The 20,634-nt window shown below is 66.8% G+C and carries 18 protein-coding genes and 1 other RNA gene; 15 read left to right on the top strand and 4 right to left on the bottom strand.

All coding sequences use genetic code 11. The annotated features are described in order from the left end of the window. Positions 1–345 precede the first annotated feature (345 nt). The 12 genes from BMZ43_RS00930 to BMZ43_RS00875 all read left to right on the top strand — a co-directional run bounded on the left by BMZ43_RS00930 (position 346) and on the right by BMZ43_RS00875 (position 13,506). Positions 346–1,524, top strand: coding sequence for a glycosyltransferase family 1 protein (locus tag BMZ43_RS00930; protein ID WP_093249078.1), 1,179 nt, complete (start codon positions 346–348; stop codon positions 1,522–1,524). Further along, positions 1,515–2,693: a UDP-galactopyranose mutase gene (gene glf / locus BMZ43_RS00925; protein WP_093249076.1), complete on the top strand. Its 1,179-nt coding sequence runs from the start codon at positions 1,515–1,517 to the stop codon at positions 2,691–2,693. The genes BMZ43_RS00930 and glf overlap by 10 nt, the downstream gene beginning before the upstream one ends. An 8-nt stretch (positions 2,694–2,701) precedes the next feature. After that, a complete protein-coding gene (locus BMZ43_RS00920; protein ID WP_017639611.1) occupies positions 2,702–3,823 on the top strand; it encodes a glycoside hydrolase family 1 protein in 1,122 nt (373 codons plus the stop codon). After that, positions 3,820–5,586, top strand: coding sequence for an ABC transporter ATP-binding protein (locus BMZ43_RS00915; protein WP_093249074.1), 1,767 nt, complete (start codon positions 3,820–3,822; stop codon positions 5,584–5,586). The genes BMZ43_RS00920 and BMZ43_RS00915 overlap by 4 nt, the downstream gene beginning before the upstream one ends. Before the next feature lie 88 nt (positions 5,587–5,674). After that, an RNA gene (gene ffs, locus BMZ43_RS00910) (signal recognition particle sRNA small type) lies at positions 5,675–5,771 on the top strand. A 239-nt stretch (positions 5,772–6,010) separates the two neighbouring features. Further along, a complete protein-coding gene (locus BMZ43_RS00905) occupies positions 6,011–6,292 on the top strand; it encodes a hypothetical protein (protein ID WP_093249071.1) in 282 nt (93 codons plus the stop codon). 178 nt (positions 6,293–6,470) lie between these two features. Further along, positions 6,471–8,456: a DNA polymerase III subunit gamma/tau gene (gene dnaX, locus BMZ43_RS00900; protein WP_093249068.1), complete on the top strand. Its 1,986-nt coding sequence runs from the start codon at positions 6,471–6,473 to the stop codon at positions 8,454–8,456. 33 nt (positions 8,457–8,489) lie between these two features. Then, entirely contained in the window at positions 8,490–8,816 is a 327-nt protein-coding gene (locus tag BMZ43_RS00895) for a YbaB/EbfC family nucleoid-associated protein (RefSeq protein WP_007162246.1), read from the top strand. A gap of 62 nt (positions 8,817–8,878) precedes the next feature. After that, positions 8,879–9,478 (top strand): recombination mediator RecR, encoded by a 600-nt coding sequence (recR, locus tag BMZ43_RS00890; RefSeq protein WP_093249065.1) that lies wholly within the window; start codon positions 8,879–8,881, stop codon positions 9,476–9,478. 98 nt (positions 9,479–9,576) lie between these two features. Further along, positions 9,577–10,086: a sigma-70 family RNA polymerase sigma factor gene (locus tag BMZ43_RS00885; protein ID WP_017639625.1), complete on the top strand. Its 510-nt coding sequence runs from the start codon at positions 9,577–9,579 to the stop codon at positions 10,084–10,086. After that, entirely contained in the window at positions 10,083–11,012 is a 930-nt protein-coding gene (locus BMZ43_RS00880) for a DUF4880 domain-containing protein (protein ID WP_093249062.1), read from the top strand. Before BMZ43_RS00885 ends, BMZ43_RS00880 begins: the two co-directional genes overlap by 4 nt. A gap of 76 nt (positions 11,013–11,088) precedes the next feature. Then, the gene (locus BMZ43_RS00875; protein ID WP_093249060.1) at positions 11,089–13,506 is read left to right on the top strand and encodes a TonB-dependent siderophore receptor; all 2,418 of its coding nucleotides are present in this window, start codon (positions 11,089–11,091) and stop codon (positions 13,504–13,506) included. Positions 13,507–13,550: 44 nt separating this feature from the next. On the opposite strand, the gene fnr is transcribed toward BMZ43_RS00875, so the two are convergent. Then, complete coding sequence (fnr, locus tag BMZ43_RS00870) at positions 13,551–14,282, bottom strand: fumarate/nitrate reduction transcriptional regulator Fnr (protein ID WP_017639628.1); 732 nt, start codon at positions 14,280–14,282, stop codon at positions 13,551–13,553. A 63-nt stretch (positions 14,283–14,345) separates the two neighbouring features. Beyond that, positions 14,346–15,728 carry an oxygen-independent coproporphyrinogen III oxidase gene (gene hemN, locus BMZ43_RS00865; RefSeq protein ID WP_017639629.1) on the bottom strand — a complete coding sequence of 461 codons (1,383 nt, stop codon included), beginning with the start codon at positions 15,726–15,728 and terminating at the stop codon, positions 14,346–14,348. 112 nt (positions 15,729–15,840) lie between these two features. Here hemN and BMZ43_RS00860 point away from each other — a divergent pair, with 112 nt between their 5' ends. Continuing rightward, positions 15,841–16,488 carry an alpha/beta family hydrolase gene (locus tag BMZ43_RS00860; RefSeq protein WP_017639631.1) on the top strand — a complete coding sequence of 216 codons (648 nt, stop codon included), beginning with the start codon at positions 15,841–15,843 and terminating at the stop codon, positions 16,486–16,488. Here BMZ43_RS00860 and BMZ43_RS00855 read toward each other — a convergent pair. Together BMZ43_RS00855 and BMZ43_RS00850 are read right to left on the bottom strand one after the other, a co-directional pair. Next, entirely contained in the window at positions 16,485–18,053 is a 1,569-nt protein-coding gene (locus BMZ43_RS00855) for a rhodanese-related sulfurtransferase (protein ID WP_017639632.1), read from the bottom strand. The two genes, BMZ43_RS00860 and BMZ43_RS00855, sit on opposite strands and share 4 nt — an antisense overlap. Then, complete coding sequence (locus BMZ43_RS00850) at positions 18,050–18,652, bottom strand: cysteine dioxygenase family protein (RefSeq protein ID WP_093249057.1); 603 nt, start codon at positions 18,650–18,652, stop codon at positions 18,050–18,052. Before BMZ43_RS00850 ends, BMZ43_RS00855 begins: the two co-directional genes overlap by 4 nt. A gap of 251 nt (positions 18,653–18,903) precedes the next feature. On the opposite strand from BMZ43_RS00850, the gene BMZ43_RS00845 reads away from it, so the two are divergent. Then, positions 18,904–19,683: a class II aldolase/adducin family protein gene (locus BMZ43_RS00845; protein ID WP_093249054.1), complete on the top strand. Its 780-nt coding sequence runs from the start codon at positions 18,904–18,906 to the stop codon at positions 19,681–19,683. Continuing rightward, complete coding sequence (locus tag BMZ43_RS00840; protein WP_017639635.1) at positions 19,680–20,633, top strand: ABC transporter substrate-binding protein; 954 nt, start codon at positions 19,680–19,682, stop codon at positions 20,631–20,633. Before BMZ43_RS00845 ends, BMZ43_RS00840 begins: the two co-directional genes overlap by 4 nt. Position 20,634: the final 1 nt, after the last annotated feature.

The following is a 20,634-nucleotide window of genomic DNA, read 5'->3' as shown; positions in this document are numbered from 1 at the left end:
CAAACCTGTAGCTATTAATTCGAAATAACTGTTTCGTTCAGGCTCGAGTGCAACTAACGCTTCGCTTTAGTTCTTGTCGAGCGAAGCGTTAGTTATGCCAATTCATCGAGTAGACGTTGTTCTGAAGGTGAATGAAGATATTGGTTCTAGCGAAGCGGGAGTTGATCGACAAAGTTATGAACCCTTGCCAATTGGATAAGTCGATAACGTTGCTCGATATCGCGCAGTCAGCCTGCCGATACCTTCGGGACGGTCTCTGGACGTTTTGCAAGTTGCCAAGGTGCCGGCCGGGGCGCGGCTGTTTTGCCGCGCTCGGCCAGGCGTTCGATCTCACAGGAGCACACCATGAGTTGGGCCGGCCCCCATACCGAAACGATCGGCAAGACCAAACAGCCCGCGCGCGTTGCGGAGCGCCCCCTGGATCCTGCCAGGCCCCTGCTGCTATGCCTGGCCCATCTGCGCTGGAGCTTCGTCTACCAGCGTCCGCAGCACGAGATGGTGCGCTTCGCCGAGCACTACAACGTGCTCTATTGCGAAGAGCCCCTGGATGCCACGGATGGCCGGTCGCACCTTGAGGTGCGGGTGGAAGAGAACGGGGTGCGGGTATTGGTGCCGCATCTGCCTCGCGGCCTCTCCGCGGAAGCCCGAGCCTGCGCCCAGCAGGAACTGCTGCAAACCTATCTGCAGGAGTTGCGGCAACCGGTGGCGGTGGCCTGGTATTTCACGCCCATGGCGCTGGACTATGCCGGCGAGATCCCGGCGCAGACCCTGGTCTATGACTGCATGGATGAACTCTCGGCCTTTCGCGGCGCGCCCCCGACCCTGCTGCAGCGGGAGCGGGAATTGCTGCAGCGCGCCGATCTGGTGTTTACCGGGGGCTACAGCCTCTACGAGGCCAAGCGTGACCGCCATCCGCGGGTCTTTCCCTTTCCCAGCAGCGTGGACGTGGCGCACTTCGGTCAGGCTCGCGCGGCCCTGTCGGAGCCTGCAGACCAGGCCGGTCTGGCGCGACCGCGGCTGGGCTTCTATGGCGTGATCGACGAGCGTCTGGATCTCGACCTGCTGGCCGCGGTAGCGCAGCTGCGTCCCCAGTGGCAGTGGGTGATCCTGGGCCCGGTGGTCAAGATCGATCCGACCAGCCTGCCGCAGCTGCCCAATCTGCATTACCTGGGCGGCAAGACCTATGACGAGTTGCCGGCTTATCTGGCTGGCTGGGACGTGGCCCTGATGCCCTTCGCGCTGAACGAGGCGACGCGCTTCATCAGCCCGACCAAGACGCCCGAATACCTGGCCGGAGGCTGTCCGGTGGTGTCGACCCCCATCACCGATGTGGTGCGCACCTACGGCGACAGCGGTGTGGTCTGGATCGCCGAAGGCGCCGAGGCCTTTGTCGCCGCCTGCGAGGCGGCCCTGGCCAGTCAAGACCAGCGCGAAGCCTTTCTGGCGCGCGCCGATGCCCTGCTGACCGGGATGTCCTGGGACAGCACCTGTAACCTGATGCGGGAGAAGATCCAATGGCGGTAACGGCGCTGGAGCGTTTCGATTACCTGATCGTGGGGGCTGGCTTCGCCGGCAGCGTGCTGGCGGAGCGGCTGGCCGCAGGACTGGGCAAGCGCGTGCTGGTGGTGGATCGGCGCCCGCACATCGGCGGCAATGCCTACGATCACTATGACGATGCCGGGGTGCTGGTGCACCGCTATGGTCCGCACATCTTCCACACCAATTCCCAGCGCATCGTCGACTACCTGTCACGCTTCACCGAGTGGCGGCCCTATGAGCACCGGGTCCTGGCCGACGTCGCGGGTCAACAGGTGCCCATCCCGATCAACCTGACCACCCTCAATCGCCTCTACGGTCTGGAATTGGACGAGCAGGGCGCCGAAGCCTTTCTCGCCGCCCGCGCCGAGCCGGTCGAGGACATCCGCACCTCCGAGGACGTGGTGATCAACCAGGTCGGGCGCGAACTCTACGAGACCTTCTTTCGCGGCTATACCCGCAAGCAGTGGGGCCTGGATCCGTCGCAACTGGACCGCTCGGTGACGGCGCGGGTACCGACCCGAACCACCACCGACGATCGCTACTTCGGCGACACCTTCCAGCAGATGCCCCTGCACGGCTTCACCCGCATGTTCGAACGGATGCTGGATCATCCCAACATCAAGGTGATGGTGAACACCGACTACCGTGAGATCCGTGAACTGATCCCTCATGAGCATCTGGTCTACAGCGGACCGATCGACGAATTCTTCGATTATCGCTTCGGTCGCCTGCCGTATCGTTCCCTGACCTTCAAGCACGAGACGCGCGATACGCCGCGCTTCCAGCCGGTGGCGGTGGTCAACTATCCCAGCGAAGCGGTGCCCTACACCCGCATCACCGAGTACAAGCACCTCACCGGCCAGACGCACGAGCGCACCAGCCTGACCTACGAATATCCCAGTGCGGAAGGCGAGCCCTATTATCCGATTCCACGCCCGGAAAACGCCGAGCTCTTCCGGCGCTACCAACACCTGGCCGAGGCGACACCCAATGTCGTCTTCATCGGTCGCCTGGGGACCTATCGCTACTACAACATGGACCAGGTCGTGGGTCAGGCGCTGGCCGCCTACAAGCGCATCGAGGAAGCGGAACTGGGGCCGGCGGCGGGGGAGAGCGCCGAACATCACGAAAGCCTGGCACGGCAGGCACCATGAAAGACGTGATGGCCGAGCGCTCGCCCTTCCAGAGTTTCTTCATGGCCGGCTTCGAATGCTCCAGCCATAGACGCGCCGATGGCCGACGCCTGGATCTGCTCGCCAGCACTGGCCATGATCGCTGGGCCGCGGAAGACTATCGCGCGGTGGCCGCCCAGGGCCTACGCACCGTGCGCGACGGCGTTCGCTGGCACCGCGTAGAGGCCCAAGCCGAGCGCTATGACTGGTCGAGTGTCCTGCCGCAGGTGCGTGCCGCGCGGGCGGCTAACGTCCAGGTCATCTGGGACCTCTGTCACTATGGCTGGCCCGATCACCTGGATATCTGGCGACCGGCCTTCGTCGATGCCTTCGCCCGCTATGCCGCCGCCTTCGCCCGGCTGTTGCGCGAGGAGGGCGAGACCCATCCCTGCCTGGCGCCGATCAACGAGATCTCCTACTGGGCCTGGGCCGGCGGCGACCAGGGTCTGTTCAATCCCACCGCCCAAGGCCGCGGTCAGGAGCTCAAGCATCAACTGGTGCGCGCCAGCATCGCCGCTATCGAGGCGATTCGTGACGAGTTGCCCGAGGCGCGGTTCCTTGCCATCGATCCGCTCATCCATGTCGCCGCGCGCCGCCCCGAGCAGCGCCAGGCCGCGGAGGCCTATCGCCAGGCCCAGTTTGAGGCCTGGGACCTGCTCTGCGGGCGTCAGTGGCCCGGCCTGGGCGGTCGCCCCGATTACCTGGACATCCTGGGTCTGAACTACTACTCCGACAACCAGTGGTATCTGGACGGCGGTACCCTGGCGGCGGACGATCCGGCCTATCGACCCCTGCAGGGGATGCTGGCCGAAGTCCACCAGCGCTATGGCCGGCCATTGCTGATCGCCGAGACGGGGGCCGAAGGTCCGGCGCGGGCCGCCTGGCTGGAACACGTCGCCGATCAGGTCGGGCGGGCGCTGCGCCAGGGCGTGCCGGTGCAGGGCATCTGCCTGTATCCGGTGCTCGACTATCCCGGCTGGGATGATGATCGCCTCTGTCCCACCGGGCTGTTCGGCATGGCCGACGGGGCAGGGCGCCGGGCGCTGCACGAGCCCCTGGCCGAGGTCCTGCAGCGCCAACGCCAGATACTGGCAGGCGGAGAGGGGCGATGAGCGCAGCCCGGCGCCGCGAGCGGCGGCGCGCCGAATGGCCCCTGCCGGAACGGGTCGGCGCCTTTCTCTGGCGCTATGTCCGCCTGCGACCCTGGCACTTCGGCGGCCTGCTGTTGCTGGTGGTCGGCGCGGCGACCTGCGCGGTGGCGGTGCAATACGGCATGAAGCTGCTGGTCGATGCCATGGCCGATCCGGCTCGCCGGGCGGCGGTGTGGGGACCCTTCTGGCTGTTCATCTCGCTGATCGTGCTGGAGAACCTGTTCTGGCGCAGCGGTGGCTGGCTGGGTTGCCGTACGGTGGTGGCCAGCTGCGCCGATCTGCGCGTCGATCTGTTCCGCTATCTCACGGGCCATCCGATGCACTACTTCTCCCAGCATTTCGCCGGGGCCCTGGGCAATCGCATCTCCGCCACCGGAGCGGCCGCGGGGGCCATCTACGGCGGCCTGGCCTGGAAGATCATGCCGCCCTGCGTCGACTTCATCGGCGCGGTGGTGGTGCTCTGCACCGTGGACCTGCGCATGGCCGGAGCGCTGGTGGCCTTCGTGCTGATCGTGGCCTTAGTGATCACCGCCTTCGGCATTCGCGGGCGGGCGCGGCACCAGCGCTTCGCCGCCCAGTCGGCCCATGTCGGCGGCGAGCTGGTGGACCTGGTGCAGAACGTCTGGACCATCAAGGCCTTTTCCGCCCGGGAGCGCGAGGTGCAGCGACTGGCCCAGGCCATCGGCGTCGAGGCGCGTGCCCAGCGCAGCAGCTGGATGCATCTGGAGCAGGCCCGAGTACTCCATGACACCTGCCTGTCGCTGATGGCCGGCGGTATGCTGGCCTGGGCCATCGCACTGTGGAGCCGCGGCAGCATTACCGCCGGCGACGTGGTCATGGTCAGTGCCCTGACCTTTCGCATCCTGCACGGCTCCCGTGACCTGGCCCTGGCGCTGGTGGACACCACTCAGCAACTGGGCGCCATCGGCGAAACGCTGCGCATCCTTATCCAGCCCCACGGCCAGAGTGATGTCGAGCGGCCCCTGACCCAGGCGCGCGGCGCCCTGAGCTTTACGGGCGTGAACTATCGCTATCCTGATGGGCGGCAGGTGTTCCAGGGTTTCGATCTGGAGGTGCCGGCCGGCCAGAAGATCGGGCTGGTGGGGCCGTCGGGTGCCGGCAAGTCGACCCTGATCGGGCTGTTGCAGCGCCTCGACGATGTCCAGCAGGGACGGATCTGCATCGATGGCGAGGACATCCGCACGGTCAGTCAGGACAGCCTGCGCCAGCGCATCGCCGTGGTGCCCCAGGAGACCGCGCTGTTCAATCGCAGCATTCGCGAGAACATCCGCTATGGCCGTCCGGAAGCCAGCGACGTCGAGGTAGAGGCGGCGGCCCGCCACGCCTATTGCGACGACTTCATCCGCGAGTTGCCTTTGGGCTACGACACCCCGGTTGGCGAGCGCGGCGTGCTGCTTTCCGGTGGTCAGCGCCAGCGTCTGGGTATCGCCCGGGCCTTTCTCAAGGATGCGCCCATCCTCATCCTCGACGAAGCCACCTCGGCGCTGGACAGCCATTCCGAGACGGTCATCCAGCGGGCACTGTTGGAATTGATGGAGGGCCGCACCGTGGTGGCGGTGGCCCATCGGCTATCCACCCTGACCGGCTTCGACCGCATCCTGGTGCTGGAGCAGGGCGTCATCGTCGAGGACGGCCCGCCGCAGCGGCTGCGCGAGGGGGAGGGCAGTTTCGCCGCGCTCTGGGACCTGCAGGCGGCACCCTAGCGAACCTAAGTCCTTGTATGGCTTGCAACTTCGCCCCAACCGCGTAGAATGATGCACCTCACCTCAGGGTGAGGCGTTATGGTGGCTCTGTCGGTCCCCCCGCAACGATCAACCGTGAACCCGGTCAGGCCCGGAAGGGAGCAGCCGCAGCGGTGATGTCGTGTGCCGGGGTGTGGCTGGCGGGGCCACCTCCATTTCTGCCCTCCGCTTTTCCCATCTCCGCTTTTTCTCCCTGCCTTCTTCCCTTCTTCCCTTCTTCCCTTCTTCCCTTCTTCCCTTCTTCCCTTCTTCCCTTCTTCCGCTCGCACTGCCTGGTTAACCGCTCCACAGGGCTTTCGTGACGAAATGCACTGTTTTGGTTCATGGCTCTATGCCATCATGCGCGCCGTCTCATCATTACTGGACAAATGTCCAAGGATTCATCGTGAAGAACGGACTCGAAAGCGCAGGACGCGCCCTCAGCAATGGTCTCCATCCCTATCGCATCGATTGCCGACGCGATACCGCGGTGACGTTGATCGCCCACATCTACCATCCCAATGAGCCCCTGCTGCTGATCAGGATCGACCTGACCAACGAGGAGGCAAGCAATCCCTTCAAGATGAACGCCACCGTGACCCGACTGCGTGGCCAGCTGGATGCCCTGGCAGCCTACGTCTCCAGCGTGGTCCTGGCCGATGGCGAAGACCACTGCCTGCGTGCCTGAAACGGCTTTTTCGCTGGCGCTTTCCCTCCTGATCGCTTGAAAAGCCGCTTGGCCGCCTTCATCTAGGGAGGTAGCCGCAGCCCGCACGGCATCGCTCCGATGCCACGCCGCGGGATGCATTCGCGGCCCCTCTTCGTTAGCATGTGCTCCCCTCACGTCTTCTCCTGATCAGGTCTCGATGAGTTACCAGGTTCTTGCGCGCAAATGGCGCCCGCGGTCGTTCCGCGAAATGGTCGGCCAGACCCATGTGCTCAAGGCGCTGATCAATGCGCTGGACAACGAGCGGCTGCACCACGCCTATCTGTTCACCGGCACCCGCGGGGTGGGCAAGACCACCATCGCGCGGATCCTGGCCAAGTGCCTGAATTGCGAGACCGGCATCAGCTCGACGCCCTGTGGCAGCTGCTCGGTGTGCCGCGAGATCGACGAAGGCCGTTTCGTCGATCTCATCGAGGTGGACGCCGCCAGTCGCACCAAGGTGGAAGACACCCGCGAGCTGCTGGAGAACGTGCAGTACGCACCGTCCCGCGGTCGCTACAAGGTGTACCTCATCGACGAGGTGCACATGCTCTCCACCCACAGCTTCAATGCGCTGCTCAAGACGCTGGAAGAGCCACCGCCTCACGTCAAGTTCCTGCTCGCCACCACCGATCCGCAGAAGCTGCCGGTCACCATCCTCTCACGCTGCCTGCAGTTCTCGCTGAAGAACATGCCGCCGGAGCGGGTCGTTGCCCACCTGCAGCAGGTGCTCGCCGCGGAAAGCATTCCCTTCGAAGACGACGCCCTCTGGCTGCTGGGTCGTGCGGCCGATGGCTCCATGCGCGACGCCATGAGCCTGACCGATCAGGCGATCGCCTTTGGCGAGGGCAAGGTGCTGGCCGCCGATGTGCGCGCCATGCTCGGGACCCTCGATCATGGCCAGGTCTACGATGTGCTCCAGGCCCTGCTGGAAGGGGATGGTCGCGCCGTGCTGGATGCGGTCCGTCATCTGGCCGAGCAGGGTCCCGACTGGGGCGGTGTTCTGGCCGAGCTGCTCAACGTGCTGCACCGCGTGGCCATCGCCCAGGTGTTGCCCGATGCGGTGGACAATGGCCAGGGCGATCGCGAGCGGGTGTTGACCCTGGCGCAGACGCTGCCGGCGGAAGACGTCCAGTATTATTACCAGTTGGGTCTGGTTGGCCGGCGCGATCTGCCTTTGGCACCGGACCCGCGGCACGGCTTCGAGATGGTCCTGCTGCGCATGCTGGCCTTCCGGCCGGCGGGTGCGGCCATCCCCGAGCGACCGGCCTTAAAGACGACGGGAGCCAGCCCGGCCACGGCTGACTCCAACCCCCGTCTGGTGGCCGCAGCGGTCCCGACGCCGGCAGCGCCTGCAGCCTCGCCTCAAACGGCACCCGCGCTGGAACAGGCATCGCCATCTTCGGGTAATACCACCCCTAAAGAGTCGCTGGTCGATCTTCCCTGGGAGGAACCTGCGCAACCAGTAGTCGAGGCGGCAAAGGCGCCGGCTCCGGTGGCGCGGCCCGTTACGCCAGCGCCCCAGGCGACGCCCAGCGCACTCGCCACGCCCCGGGTCGAGACGACCCCTGCGGCGACGGTGATCGCCGAGTTGCCGGCGGACACCTCCGGTGACGATCTGGACGGTGACGAAGAGCCGCCGCCAGCCGAGGATTACTACGAAGTAGGGCTGGACGACTATCTCGACAGCCTTGGCGAACCGGTGGTCGACGAGGTAGCCGCGGCTCCAGCGCCTGCGGTGCAGCCGGCCACGGGCCTCGCGGCCGATTGGCAGGCGCTGTTCCCCGACCTCAAGCTGGGCGGTCTGACCGCCAGCATCGCGGCCAACTGCACACTGGTGGCGGTGGACGGTGATCGTTGGCACCTGCACCTGGATCCGGCGCAGAGCGCCTTGTTCAACGCCAACCAGCAGCGCCGGCTCAACGATGCGTTGAATCAGCAGCAGGGACGACCCATCACGCTCGAGGTCACCATCCAGACCCCCGAGCAGGAGACGCCCGCCCAGGCCGCTGCGCGGCGCCGGGCGGAGCGGCAGCGGCAGGCGGAGCAGTCCATTCAGGACGACCCGCTCATCCGCCAGATGATGCAACAGTTCGCCGCCACGGTGCGCGCGGGTACCATCGAGCCGGTCGACACCCAAGCCTGACCGGTTTTCCATTCATAGTTCGAGGTAGCAGACATGATGAAAGGTGGCATGGCCGGCCTGATGAAGCAGGCCCAGCAGATGCAGGAAAAGATGCAGAAGATGCAGGAAGAGCTGGCGAACGCCGAAGTGACCGGGCAATCCGGCGCCGGCCTGGTCAGCGTCGTCATGACCGGCCGACACGACGTCAAGCGCGTCAGCCTGGATGACAGCCTGATGCAGGAAGACAAGGAAATCCTCGAAGACCTGATCGCCGCCGCGGTGAACGACGCCGTGCGCAAGATCGAGCAGAACAGCCAGGACAAGATGTCCGGCATGACCTCCGGGATGCAGCTGCCGCCCGGCTTCAAGATGCCTTTCTAAGACGCTTCAATAGCGGGTGTCCGTCGGACACCCGTTTCTCCCGCCTTCCAGTACGGTAGTCCATGAGCTTCAGTCCCCTGATTCGCCAATTGATCGATGCGCTCCGGGTCCTGCCCGGTGTCGGCCAGAAGTCCGCCCAGCGCATGGCCCTGCAACTGCTCGAGCGCGAACGCCAGGGTGGCCAGCGCTTGGCCTCTGCCCTCAGCGCCGCCATGGAAGGGGTCGGTTACTGTCAGCGCTGCCGCACCCTCAGCGAAGACCAGATCTGCGGCTTCTGCGCCGACACCCGGCGTGACGACAGCCTGCTCTGCGTGGTGGAGGGCCCCATGGATGTCTTCGCCGTGGAGCAGACCGGCTATCGCGGGCGTTACTTCGTGCTCAAGGGGCACCTGTCGCCCATCGACGGCCTGGGGCCGGACGCCATTGGCGTGCCCGAACTCGAGCGGCGCGTCAGCGAGGGTAGCTTCACCGAAATGATCATCGCCACCAACCCCACGGTGGAAGGCGAGGCGACCGCCTACTACATTGCCCAGCTGCTGGCGCCCAAGGGCCTGACCATATCCCGTATCGCCCATGGCGTGCCCCTGGGCGGCGAACTGGATCTGGTCGACGGCGGCACCCTGACCCACGCCTTTGCCGGGCGCAAGCCGATCTCGCTCTAGCGTTGCGCTATCCCGCCGCCTTGAAAGGGCAACAGGCCTGTATCTTGTGATCGAGAAGCATTATCATTATCGGAAGTCAGCTGCTTCCGAGGATGGTGATGCAGACGCTCGAGTCCGACCGGCACGGACATATCCGGACCCTCTACCTGGACCACCACGGCTGGCTGCGCGAGCGGCTGCAGCGGCGGCTGGGTTGCCTGGGGCAGGCGGCCGACCTGGCCCAGGACACCTTCGTCCGGCTGTTGGCCCGGGAAGGAGAGCTGGAACGGCTGCGTGAACCCCGTGCCTTCCTTGCGACCATCGCCCAGGGATTGCTGGCCAACCACTGGCGGCGCCAGGCCCTGGAGCGCGCCTATCTCGAAGCGCTCGCCGCGCGACCGCAAGCCGTACAGCCTTCGCCGGAAGCCCAGGCGCTCATCCTGGAAACCCTCACCGAACTCGATGCGCTCCTCGACCGCCTGCCTGGCCGGGTGCGCCAGGCCTTTCTGCTGGCACAGCTGGAAGGGCTCACCTATGCCGTCATCGCAGGGCGTCTGGGCGTATCGGAGCGGATGGTGAAGAAGTACATGGCCCAGGCCATGCTGCATTGCCTGGAACTGGTGTCTTGAGTCTTCTCACACCCAGCCAGGGCGGACCTCTGGAAGAGGCGGCGAACTGGTTCGCCGAACTCGCCGCCGACGAGGTGGATCCAGCCACCGAGCGGGCCTGGGAGCGCTGGTTACAGGCGGATAGTCGCCACGCCGTGGCCTGGGCGCGGGTGGAGGAGATCAGCGCCCGCTTCAGCGGTCTGCCCCCGTCGGGGCGGATGGCCCTGGCGCGGCGCGAATCCCTGGGACGACGGCGGGCGCTCAAGGTGCTGGGACTGGCGCTGGGTGGTCTGGCCCTTGGCTGGACGCGGCCGGACGACTGGCGGCTGGGGCAGGGCCCTGCGCTGAGCACGGCGGTCGGCGAGATCCGCGCCTTCGATCTGGCGGCCGGGGTACGCGTCTGGCTCAACACCGACAGCCAGCTGGTACAGGCGACGGCAAACCATTGGCGGCTGTTGCGCGGCGAGGCGCTGTTCGAAAGCCGCGGCGGAAGCGCGCCCACGGTGCTGGAGGCGACGGTGGGTCGGGTGCGCTTCGGTGCGGGCTGCTGCGCGGTCCGCGCGCGTGACGACGGTCTGGAGGTCGCGGCCTACAGCGGTGCTCTGCAGCTGCTGCCACGCCAGGCCAGGCCGGAGACCCTGGCGGAAGGTAGGCAGGCCCTGCTGACGCCTACCGCCGTGCAGCCGTTGGGTCGCGTCGATCCGGGGCGGCAGCTCTGGCGCCAGGGACGGCTGGTGGTTGACGACTGGTCGCTGGCGGCCCTGGTGGCGGAACTCGGGCGCTATCGCCCGGGCCTGTTGACTTGCACCGCCACGGTCGCCCCGTTGCGGGTAGTGGGCAGCTATCCCCTCATGGATACCGACCGCGCGCTGGCGGCCCTGGCCGACAGCCTGCCGGTACGGGTAGAGCGGCGCCTGCCCTGGTGGGTGCAGATCGTGCCCGCCTGAAAAAATTGCCGCGGTGGGTTCCCCTTTGGCGTTCTCGTGGGGCTTAGGGGAAACGATCCCTGTTTCGAGGCCCTCCATGCATCGCCCTATCCGCTTCACGCTGCATCCCCTGCGCCGCGCCCTGCGCGCCTTCGCCCTGACCGTACCGCTAGGTGTCACCGGCCTGACCGCGCCCCAGGGCCTGGCCCAGGCTGCCACCATTGCCCAGGAATACCGCATCGAGGCCGGTAGCCTGGCCACGGTGGTGAGCACCTTCGCCGCCCAGAGCGGGGTACTGCTGTCGGCCCCCGCCCAGGGGCTGGAGGGTCGCCGCAGTCCGGGGCTGCAGGGCCGCTACACACCGGCCGAGGGCTTCCAGCAGATCCTCCAGGGCAGTGGCCTGCAGGCGGTGCGTCAGGCCGATGGCAGCTATCGCCTGGAGTCGGCGGCCGCGACCGGGGTGACGTCTCTCAGCGAGACCACGGTGACCGGCTTCGCCCTGGGCAATGCCCTGGGCGAGACCGATGGCTACCTGGCGACCCATAGCGACGTGGCCACCAAGACCAGCAAGGGTCTGCTGGAAACCTCCCAGTCGGTTTCGGTGGTAACCCGCGAGCAGATCGATGACCAGGGTGCCAAGACCGTGCAGCAGGCCATGAGGTACACCCCGGGCATCTTCACCGGCCAGATCGGCGCCTCCAATCGCTATGACTATGTGGTGATGCGCGGCTTTGCCGACAACAGCGTCGACAACGTCTTTCTCGACGGCCTCAAGACCATGGGCGACAGCGGCACCTTCAGCTCGCTGCAGGTCGATCCCTACTTTCTCGAGCGCATCGACGTGGTGAAGGGACCGGCCTCGGTGCTCTATGGCCGCAGTCTGCCGGGCGGCCTGGTGGCGCTCACCAGCAAGAAGCCGCTGTACCAGCCCTATCACCAGGTCCAGGCCACCCTGGGCAATCTCGGCCAGCGCGGCGCCGGTTTCGATTTCGGCGGGCCGTTGGATGAGGAGGGGCGTATCGCCTATCGCCTGGTGGGCCTCGCCCAGCACAGCGATACCCAGTTCGATCATGTGGAAGAAGAGCGCTATGCCCTGGCGCCCAGCCTGGCCATCGACCTCAGCGATGACACCACCCTGACCCTGCAGGCCTATCTGCAAAAGGACCCGGACGGTGGCTACCACAGCGGGGTGCCGGCCGAGGGCAGTCTCTATCGAAGAAATGGTCGCTACATCAGCAACCATTTCTTCGACGGCGAACCCGACCACGACAAATTCGAACGCACCCAGCAGATGGTCGGCTATCAGTTCGAGCACAGGTTCAACGACGTCTGGAGCGCGCGGCAGAATTTCCGCTACGCCAAGTCGCGGGTCGAACTGGAGCAGGTCTATGGCTACGGCTATGTTGGCGACAGCAACCTGCTCAATCGCTATTACTCCGGCGGCCGCGAGAACCTGCACGCCTATACCCTGGACAATCTGGTCCAGGCGGACTTCGACTGGGCCGGCAGCCGGCACACCCTGCTCGCCGGGCTGGACTACCAGCGTCGCTGGACCCATGTGGATTGGCCCAGTGGCACGGCGGATCCGCTGGACGCCTTCGAGCCCAGCTACGGCGGTCAGGTGACCCTCTCCCCCGGCACCGAATACCGCCGCGAGCTGGCGCAGACCGGCGTCTACCTGCAGGATCTCATCGAGCTGGATCGCTGGCGCTTTTCCCTGGGTCTACGCCAGGACTGGGTGGAGATCGGCATCGAGGATCGTCTGGCGGGTTCGCGCAGCAGCGCGCGCCGCGGCCAGGCCAGCGGGCGGGCCGGGGCACTCTATCTGTTCGACAATGGCCTGGCGCCCTACCTGAGCTATTCCACCTCCTTCAATCCCAATGCCTACAACGATGCGGCGGGCAATCCGCTGGAGCCCACCGAGGGCAAGCAGTGGGAGCTGGGCCTAAAGTACCAGCCGCCGGGCAGCACCAGCTTCTACACCGCCTCGTTGTTCCATATCACCCAGGAAAACGTGGCGACCAAGCTGCCGCAGGAAGACTTCTATTCCTCGGTAGGCGAGATCCGCTCCCGGGGCCTGGAGCTGGAGGGCCATCTGCAACTGGCCGAGCGCCTCAAGCTGCTGGGCAGCTACACCTTCACCGACATCGAGTACACCCAGGCGCTGGACGGCACCCAGGGCAATACGCCGAACCAGGCGCCGCGGCACCAGGCCTCGCTGTGGGGGCAGTACGAGCTGGCGGGGCCCCTGGCGGGGTTCAGCGTCGGCGCCGGGGCGCGCTACGTGGGCACCAGCTGGGCGGACAAGGCCAACACCCGTAAGGTACCGGCCTACACCCTGGTGGACGCCATGCTGGCCTATGATTTCACCCGGCTGGGGATGCCGGGGCTCACGGCGCGGGTCAATGCCAACAACCTGATGGGTAAGGACTATGTGGCGTCCTGCTACAGCCTGGACTTCTGCTACTTCGGCGAAGAGCGCAACGTGACCGCGACGGTCAGCTACAGCTTCTAGCGGGGCTGGGCGCCTGCCGCTGGCTGAGCGGCAGGCGCACGCCGTCAGCCTTCCAGCTGGCCGCCCGCGAGGGCGCAGAGGCGGGCGGAGTCGAGGATGCGTACCTCCTTGCCTTCGGCCGCCAGCACGCCGCTCTGCTGGAAGCGGGTAAAGACCCGCGATACGGTCTCCACCGCCAGGCCGAGGAAGTTGCCGATCTCGTTGCGCGACATGCTCAGGCGGAATTGCTGGGCGGAAAAGCCACGGGCATGGAAGCGCGCCGAGAGATTGACCAGGAAGGTGGCGATGCGCTCGTCGGCGCTCTTCTTGGACAGGAGCACCATCATCTGCTGATCGTCGCGGATCTCCCGGCTCATCACCCGCAGCAATTGCCGGCGCAGTTGCGGCAGCTGCTCGGAGAGCTCGTCCAGGCGCTCGAAGGGGATCTCGCAGACGGTGGTGGTTTCCAGCGCCCGGGCCGAGACCGGATAGCGCTCGGTATCCATGCCCGATAGCCCGACCAGTTCGCTGGGCAGGTGGAAGCCGGTGATCTGCTCCTCCCCGGCATCGCTCAGGCTGCTGGTGCGCAAGGCGCCGGAGCGCACCGCATAGACCGAGCCGAAGGTATCGCCCTGGCGGAACAGGTGGTCGCCCTTGGCCAGCGGCCGGCCGCGCTTGACGATCTGGTCGAGGGCGTCCAGGTCTTTCAGATCGAGCGACAGCGGCAGGCACAGCGAGGCGAGGCTGCAATCCTTGCAATGGGCCTGGGCGGTGCGCAGCTTGAGGGGCTCGGTCATGGGGGAAGATCGCTTCTCGTCTGGTTCCAAAAGTCTAACTTTAGCAGTCGTGGCAAGCATGGGTCATATCACCCGGGAAAAACGCTGATTGTCGTCGCCCGGCAGATAGCGGTCGAACAGCATGCACAGGGCGCGAATCAGCAGGCGGCCGGGCGCCAGCACCTGCAGGCCGCGGGCATCGAGGCGGATCAGGCCATCGGCGGCCATGGCCTCGAGCTGCGGCCAGGCGTCGGCGAAGTAGTGGCGAAAATCCAGCTCGCAGCTGCGTTCGATGGCGGCGAAATCCAGCTGAAAATGGCAGATCAGCTGGGCGATCACCGCGCCACGGATGCGGTCATCCCGCGAGCGACGCAGGCCACGGGCCACCGCCAGTTCGCTCTGGCCCAGGCGCTCCTGGTAGCGGGCGAGGTCGGGGGTATTCTGGCAGAGCACCTCGCCGATCTGGCTGATGGCGGAGACGCCCAGGCCCAGCAGGTCGCAGTGACCGTGGGTGGTGTAGCCCTGAAAATTGCGCTGCAGGGTGCCTTCTTCCTGGGCGATGGCCAGGTCGTCGTCGGGCAGGGCGAAGTGATCCATGCCGATGTAGCGATAGCCGGCACCCAGCAGTTGCTCCACGGTGCGCTGCAGCATCTCCAGCTTGACCGCGGGGTCCGGCAGTTCGCTGGCCTCGATGCGCCGCTGCGGCGGAAAGCGCTGCGGCAGATGGGCGTAGTTGAACACCGACAGGCGATGCGGTTGCAGCTCCAGGACCCGCTCCACGGTGTGGGCGAAGCTGGCCGGGGTCTGCCGGGGCAGGCCGTAGATGAGGTCGAGGTTGATGGAGCGGTAGTCGAGGGCGCGGGCGGCCTCCACCAGGGTGCGGGTGTCGTCGAAGGGCTGCAGGCGATTGATCGCCAGTTGCACCTGCAGGTCCAGGTCCTGGACGCCGAAGCTGACGCGGTTGAAGCCCAGCTCGCGGAGCAGGCCCATGGTGCTCCAGTCGGCTTCGCGCGGATCGATCTCGATGGAGTAGTCGCCGCGGTCGCTGTCGGCCAGGGTGAAGTGGCGCCGCAGATCGGCCATCAGCTCGCGCAGCTGCATGGGATTGAGAAAGGTCGGGGTGCCGCCACCGAGGTGCAGTTGCTCCACCCGCTGGGCGCCATCCAGGTGCCGGCTGGTGAGGATCATCTCCTGGCGCAGGGCGTCGAGGTAGGCGGCGCTGCGGCTGCGGTCCTTGGTGATGACCTTGTTGCAGGCGCAGTAGTAGCAGATGTTGGCGCAGAAGGGCACGTGCAGGTAGAGCGACAGCGGGCGTCCGGCCTGGCGGCTCAGGCGCAGGGCGCCGAGCAGGTCGAAGGGGCCGATGCCGTCGTGGAATTGCACGGCGGTGGGGTAGGAGGTGTAGCGGGGGCCGGCGCGATCGTAGCGGGCGATGAGGTCGGCGTCCCAGGCGAGGGCGGCTGTCATGCCGGGCTCCAGTGGTTTCGAGGCGCCCAGTGTGAGGGGCAGGCTCCTGGCTTTATTGATCCAGATCAATAAAGGCCGGGTTAAGCTCTGGCGTTTTGACGAGGAGTAGCCCATGGCAGACGAGTTGTACCTCGACAGCTTTCGCGAATGCCGACCCGCAGGTACGCCCCTGGCGACCCTGTTGCTGGCCCATGGCGCCGGCGCGGGAATGGACAGTCCCTTCCTGCAACAGCTGGCCGAGGAGTTAGCCCGACGTGAGGTCCGTACCCTGAGATTCGACTTTCCCTACATGGCGCGAGCGCGCGCCGAGGGCAAACGGCGCCCGCCGAATCCGGCCCCCGTCCTGCTGGAGCACTGGCGGGCCATGGTCGCTACCTGGCGCGCGGCAGAAAGCGGGCCGCTGTGGCTGGCGGGCAAGTCCATGGGCGGGCGGATGGCCAGTCTGCTGGCCGACGAACTGGGTGCGGCTGGCCTCATCTGCCTCGGCTATCCCTTCCACCCGGCGGGCAAGCCCGAGCGGCTGCGCACCGAGCACCTGGCGACCCTGGCCACGCCGACCCTGATCGTCCAGGGCGAGCGCGATGCCCTGGGCACCCGCGAGGAGGTGGCCGGTTATACCTTGGCGCCAAGCATCGAGCTGCAGTGGATCGCCACTGCCGACCACGATCTCAAGCCGCTCAAGAGCAGCGGCCTGAGCCATTCCCAGGCGCTGGTGGAGACGGCGGCCTGGGTGGCGGCCTTCGTGCGGACCAGCGGCTAGATGACCCGGAAGCCGCTGGTGCCATCCCGCCGCAACTGCTCGACCAGGCCGAACTCCCAGTCCAAGTAGGCCTGCATGGCCTCGCGTGGGGCGTCGGTGCCCTCGTAGGGGCGCCGGTAACGGTCACGCCGAGTCGATAAGAGCTGTGTCTCGCCGGCTTCCACCGGCAGGCCGGCGGCCAGCCAGGCCGAGGTGCCACCCTCCAGCAGCAGGACCGGCCGGTCAGTGGTGGCCTGGACATCGACGGCGGCGAAGGCGGCCAGTTGGCCACTGCCACAGGTGAAGACATAGCGCTCGGCTGGTGGCAGCGCTGCGGGCAGATCGGCGCGCAGCACCCAGGCGGCGCCCGGGATATGCCTTTGCACATAATTGGCACTGGCGGTGACGTCCACTACCAGGGTGCCCGGCTCGGCCAGCAATTCCTGCAACCGCGTCACCGAGATGCGCTCCACCGGCCCCAGCGTGGGCGCCGGTGCCTGCCAGGGGCCAGTGGCGCTCAGGGCGCCGGTCGGGATGTCGTCGACCACCGCAACCGCCCAGCCCATCTGCGCCAGCCAGGAGGCGCTCATGTTGGCGCGCACGCCGTCGTCGTCCACCAGGGCCAGGCGAGCACCACGCACCGGGGCGCTGTGATCGGTCTCCTGCACCAACTGGCCCCCCGGCGTCGACCGGGCGCCGGGCAGGTGGCCGGCGGCGTATTCCTCGGGAGTGCGCACATCGATCAGGTAATTGGTCCGCTGGGCGTCGCTGCGCCAGGTCTCCAGTTCGCTGAAGGGCAGGCGGGCGACGCCGGCGCGATCGGCGACCTGGCGGGCGCGGGCGGCGGCGGTCGCCCGGGTCGCCGGACTCACCGCACCGAAGCGGCGTTGCTGGTCGTGTTCCAGAGTCTGGCCGGCCAGGGTCCAGCCGATGGTGCCATTGCGCAGGGCGGCCACCGGATTGGGAATGCCAGCGTTGATCAGTGACTGGGCGCCGATCAGGCTGCGGGTACGGCCGGCGCAATTGACAATGACCCGGGTCCGCGGATCGGGTGCCAGCTCGGCCACCCGCAGCACCAGTTCGGCACCCGGCACGCTGACCCCACCGGGAATGCTCATGGTCTGGTATTCCTCGAAACGGCGGGCGTCGAGGATCACCAGATCGGCGTCCTGCTCCAGCAGCGCCTGGACTTCTTCGGCGGGCAGCGAGGGGGTATGGCGCCGGGCTTCCACCAGCTCGCCAAAGGCCTTGCTCGGCACGTTGACGTCGATGAAGAGTTCGCCGCCGCTGGCGCGCCAGCCCGCCAGGCCGTCGTCGAGCAGGGCCACGTCGGTGTAGCCCAGGGCGTGCAGGCGTTCGGCCGCGCGTTCGGCCAGGCCCTCGCCATTGTCGTAGAGGGTAATGGCCACGTCGCGCCGTGGCAGCCGCGACCAGGCCTCCAGCTCCAGGCGCGACAACGGCAGATTGGCGGCCCACAATGGATGGCCGGCGGCGAAGGGGTCTTCCTCGCGGACGTCGAGCAGGGCGACTTCGGTGCCGGCGAGCAGGGCCTGGCGAATGTCCTCGGCGGTGCGGATGGCGGTCATGGTGTGGCGGTCTCCTGGGACAGGTCCCACAGGTTGGGCAGCTGGCGATTGGTGTAGCCGGAGATGAAGGGCTTTTCCTGGCCATCCGCGGCATAGACGGCGCGGCGCACGGCGCCGATGTTGCCGCCATAGACGTGGATGCTGATGGAGGTGCGGTCGGCATAGGCGTTGCTGACCTGGTGGATGTCGCCCACCCGCGGCGAGACCGCTTCCACCTGGCCCGGCTCCAGGCGCACGGGAGCGCCTTCCGGCAGCAGGCGGCCGGCGGGGTCGCGGGCGAAGCTCTGGGCGGTCTCGGCGCCGCGCAGCATGCCGATCAGGCCCCAGGTGCGGTGGTCATGCACCGGGGTGGCCTGGCCCGGCCCCCAGACGAAACTCACCACCGAGAAGCGCTGGCGGGCATCGGCATGCAGCAGGTACTGGCTGTAGCGCTCGGGGCGGGGCAGGGCGCAGTCCTCGGGCAGCCAGTCGTCATGGCGGACCAGTTCGCCGAGCAGGGCGGCGCCGCGCTGCAGCAGCTGCGGTTCGGCCGGGTGTTCGTCGACCAGGGTGGCGAGGTCATGCAGGAACAGGCGCAGGCGGTCGAGCCTAAGGGTCATGGAGGGCTCCACGGATGAGACGGGTGGGCGACGACGGCCATTAAAGCAAGGCTGGCGCCCAGCACCTTAGATCGATTGGTTCTGTGCTGAAAACCATAATTCGCATAATTTTATGTTTGGGTTATCCATTTTGTGCATCTTAGGTTATGCGCATTCGATATTTCCGTCTCGGCGACTCACAACGTTAGGTTCTAAGCAGACCAGGGCAACGCCCGTCGCCCTGGCGCCTCTTCTGCTTCTGGAGCCGCTGCATGACCGCCTTCCACAACGCCCTCGCCAGCGTCCGCGCCCAGGTGTCCGCCGCCGAATGGGGGGCGCGGATCAAGCTCGCCGCCGCCTATCGCCTGGCCGCCCGCGAACGCTGGACCGACCATATCTACACCCATTTCTCGCTACGGGTGCCGGGGCCGGACGCGCACTTCCTCATCAATCCCTTCGGCCAGACCTTCGACGAGATCACCGCCTCCTCGCTGGTGAAGGTGGACATCGACGGCGAGATCGTCCTCGACCCCACCGGGTTGGGCATCAACCCGGCCGGCTACGTGATCCACAGCGCCATCCATCGCGCCCAGCCGGACCTCCATGCGGTGCTGCACACCCATACCGCGGCAGGCATCGGCGTGTCCGCCCAGCGCGGCGGACTGCTGATGATTTCCCAGCACGCCATGAGATTCTTTGGCCGCCTGGCCTATCACGGCTACGAGGGCGTGGCCCTGGATCTGGACGAGCAGAGTCGACTGGTGGCCGACCTCGGGGCGCACCCGGCGATGATCCTTTGCAACCATGGGCTGCTGACCGTGGGTGCAAGTCTGGAAGAGGCCTTCTGGCACCTCTATTACCTGGAGCGTTCATGCGCGGCGCAACTGGCGGCCCAGAGCGGCGGTGCCGAACTGGTGATCGCTCCGGACGCCGTCGCCCAGAAGGTCAGCGAGCTCATCCCCGGCAATCTGGCGCGCGGCGCCCATGTCCGTCACTGGGACGCGGCGGTGCGTCAGCTGGAGCGCCACAAGGGCCGGGAGTACGCGCAATGAAGCGACTGCTCGCCACGCTGGGCTTGGCGCTGTTGCTGGGACAGGCCCAGGCGGCTCCGGATCTTTCCGGGGTGACCCTGGTACTGGGCGACCAGGCCCGGGGGCTGCGCGCCATGATGGAAGCCGCCGGGACCCTCGAAGGCGCGCCCTATAGCTATCGTTGGGCCAACTTCCAGGGCGCCGCGCCGCTGTTCGAGGCCCAACGCGTTGGCGCGGTGGACACCTCCTACGCCGGTGACCTGCCGGTGCTGATGGCCGCGTCCGGCGGCGTGCCGCTCAAGCTCATCGCCACCAATGTCGGCTATCCCCAGGCCAATGGGCTGCTGGTGCAGGCTGATTCACCGATCCGTTCGGTCAGGGACCTCAAGGGGCGCACCGTGGTGGTGTCCTCGGCCAAGGGCAGCATCTCCCAGCACCTGCTCTATGCCGCCCTGGAGGAGGCCGGACTCAAGCGTGAGGACGTGACGGTCAAGTTCGTGCTACCCACCGATGCCAGTGCCGCCTTCAACGCCGGGCAGATCGAGGCCTGGGCGACCTTCGATCCCTATCTGGGCATCGCCGAGCAGCACGGCGCCCGGCTGCTGCGCGACGGCCAGGGGCTGACCACTGCCCTGGGCTTTCTCACTGCCACGCCAGCGTCGCTGGAGGATCCAGCCAAGCGCGCCGCCATCGCCGATTTCGCCGGGCGCCTGGCCCAGGCACGGGCCTGGGCAGTCGCTCATCCGCAGGACTATGCCCGGGTCTACGCCGAATTGACGCGCCTGCCGGAAGGCGCCGCGGTGGCCATCTCCACCCGCACCTCCCGTGGCCTGCGCCCGGTGCGGCCGGCGGACCTTGTCGCGGTGCAGCAGGTGGCCGATCTCTTCAGCGAACTCCAGGTGCTGCCCAAGCCGGTCGACGTCGCCGCCCTGGCCGATGCCAGTGTCTTTACCCAGGAAGCCAAACCATGAC

The organism is Pseudomonas sp. Snoq117.2 (genome assembly GCF_900110545.1).
Taxonomy (GTDB): domain Bacteria; phylum Pseudomonadota; class Gammaproteobacteria; order Pseudomonadales; family Pseudomonadaceae; genus Chryseomonas; species Chryseomonas benzopyrenica.
Note: the sequence above shows the minus strand (reverse complement) of the source record. Positions and strands in the feature narration are given on the sequence as shown.